Below are 2008 nucleotides of genomic sequence, written 5' to 3' on the forward strand. Positions count from 1 at the left end.
TACCCCCTCCCGCGAGGGAGGGGGGACAAGGAAAACAAGCCCGCTTCCATGGAAGGGACGTCGGATAGGGGAGCTTGCTGTCGCGGAAGGCCCGGCCAAGCCACCGCCCCTAATCCTGCGCCGGGGTCAGCCAGGAGCGGATGCAGCGCTCCAGCACCCGGCCGAGGAAGCCGACCAGCTCGGTCCGCATCCCCGGATGGAACATCTCCGGGTCGCGGCTGCCGAGGGCGAGCGCGCAGGCCGGCGCCTCTGGCGAGACGTTCAGCCGGACCAGCGCCTGGCTGCGCACCAGCCCGGCGCCGGCGCCGAACAGCGCCTCCTCGCCGGCGGTGTCCGATTCGAGCATCAGCTCCTGCCCGCCGAGGCGATGGGCGATCTCGCCGGGCCCGACGATGCGGACCTCGGCGCTGTGCGGCGGCGATTCCTCGCCCTCCGTCGCCTCGACCAGCAGCGTCACCACATCGAGGTCGAGCAGCACCGCGAGGTCGGTCGACACCGTGTGGATCAGCTGCTCGAAGCTCTCCGCGTCCAGCAGGAACAGGATCGCGGCATGCACCCGGTTCTGGGTGTTGTGGTTGGCGCGGCTGGCACCGATGAAGGCGCGCTGCTGCTCCTTCAGCCGATCCACCTGGCTGCGCAGCCTTTCGGTCTGGAAGCCCTGCAGGTCGATCACCCCTTCGCCGCGGTCGCGCGGCGGCAGGGCCAGCCTGGCCAGCAGGTCCGGGTGCTGGACCAGGAAGTCCGGATGGGCCAGCAGCCAGGCCGAGACGTCCGCCGCGGTCAGGGCGGGGGCGTCCGGCCGCTTCACTTCCTGTGCCAACGGGCCGCCCTCACGCCGTCTTCTTGATGGCGGCGAGCTCGGCCTCGTCGAGGATGCTCTGCCCGGTCTTCTGCCAGTCGGCCACGAAGGCGGACAGGCCCTTGTCGGTCAGCGGATGGCTGTACAGCGCGCGCAGGGCGGCCGGCGGCAGGGTGCCGACATGGGCGCCCAGCTTGGCCGCCTCGATCACGTGGCGCGGGCCGCGGATCGACGCCACCAGCACCTGGGTCTTGATGTCCGGGTACTGGCGATAGATCTGGACGATGTCGGCGATCAGGCTCATGCCGTCCTCGCCGACGTCGTCGAGCCGGCCGACGAAGGGCGAGATGAAGGTGGCGCCGGCCTTCGCCGCCAGGATCGCCTGGCCGGCCGAGAAGCACAGCGTGACATTGACCATCGTGCCGGCGTCGGACAAGGTGCGGCAGACCTTGAGGCCGGCGGGCGTCAGCGGCACCTTGACCGCGATGTTCTTCGCGATCTTAGACAGCTTGCGGCCTTCGGCCAGCATGGTGTCGAAATCGGTCGCGGCGACCTCGGCCGAGACCGGCCCGTTCACCACCTCGCAGATCTGCGGGATCAGGTCCAGGAACTTGGCCCCGGACTTGGCGATCAGGGAGGGGTTGGTCGTCACCCCATCGACCAGGCCGGTCGCGGCCAGGTCACGGATTTCGTTGAAGTCGGCGGTATCGATGAAGAACTTCATGGGCCTCGTTCCAATGGCCAGCGGTCGCTTCGGGCCGGTGCGCGGCACCGATCTCGGCCCGCGGGGGCAAGTCTAGCCCATGGCGGAGTCCGAGGCCACAGCAGCGACGCCGGTGGAGGCGGAGAGTGGCGCCGTCGCCACGGTCCGCGTGCTGCTGCCGCTGCCCCTGGCGGAAGCTTACGATTACGCGGTGCCGGACGGCATGGATCTTGCGCCCGGCAGCTATGTCGAGGTGCCGCTGGGCCGCCTGACGCGGATCGGCGTGGTCTGGGGCCCCGGCACCGGCCAGGTCGCCCGCGCCCGGCTGAAGCCGGTGCTGCACCGCTTCGACCTGCCGCCGCTGCCGGAGGTGGCGCGGAGCTTCATCGACCGCGTCGCCCGCTACACCTTGTCGCCCCCCGGCGCGGTGCTGCGCATGACCCTGTCCTCGATCGGGGCGCTGGAGCCGCCGAAGCCGATCACAGCATATCGCCGGGCCGATCTGC

General features: G+C 70.5%; 3 protein-coding genes. 1 reads left to right on the top strand and 2 read right to left on the bottom strand.

Features of this window, described 5'->3' with window-relative positions; translation table 11 throughout:
- Window positions 1-109: 109 nt before the first annotated feature.
- Both P409_RS32855 and fsa read right to left on the bottom strand, forming a co-directional pair.
- The gene (locus P409_RS32855; protein ID WP_034848614.1) at window positions 110-820 is read right to left on the bottom strand and encodes a DUF484 family protein; all 711 of its coding nucleotides are present in this window, start codon (window positions 818-820) and stop codon (window positions 110-112) included.
- A gap of 10 nt (window positions 821-830) precedes the next feature.
- Window positions 831-1523 carry a fructose-6-phosphate aldolase gene (gene fsa / locus P409_RS32860; protein WP_034848615.1) on the bottom strand — a complete coding sequence of 231 codons (693 nt, stop codon included), beginning with the start codon at window positions 1521-1523 and terminating at the stop codon, window positions 831-833.
- 79 nt (window positions 1524-1602) lie between these two features.
- On the opposite strand from fsa, the gene P409_RS32865 reads away from it, so the two are divergent.
- A partial coding sequence (locus P409_RS32865) for a primosomal protein N' family DNA-binding protein (RefSeq protein WP_034848616.1) occupies window positions 1603-2008 on the top strand: 406 nt, incomplete at its 3' end.

The sequence above is a fragment of the Inquilinus limosus MP06 genome (genome assembly GCF_000767795.1).
GTDB lineage: Bacteria > Pseudomonadota > Alphaproteobacteria > DSM-16000 > Inquilinaceae > Inquilinus > Inquilinus limosus_E.

Bases quoted from the DNA above. Each gene is read 5' to 3' on its own strand.
- fsa (WP_034848615.1), bottom strand. From the start codon at position 1,523: ATGAAGTTCTTCATCGATACCGCCGACTTCAACGAAATCCGTGACCTG.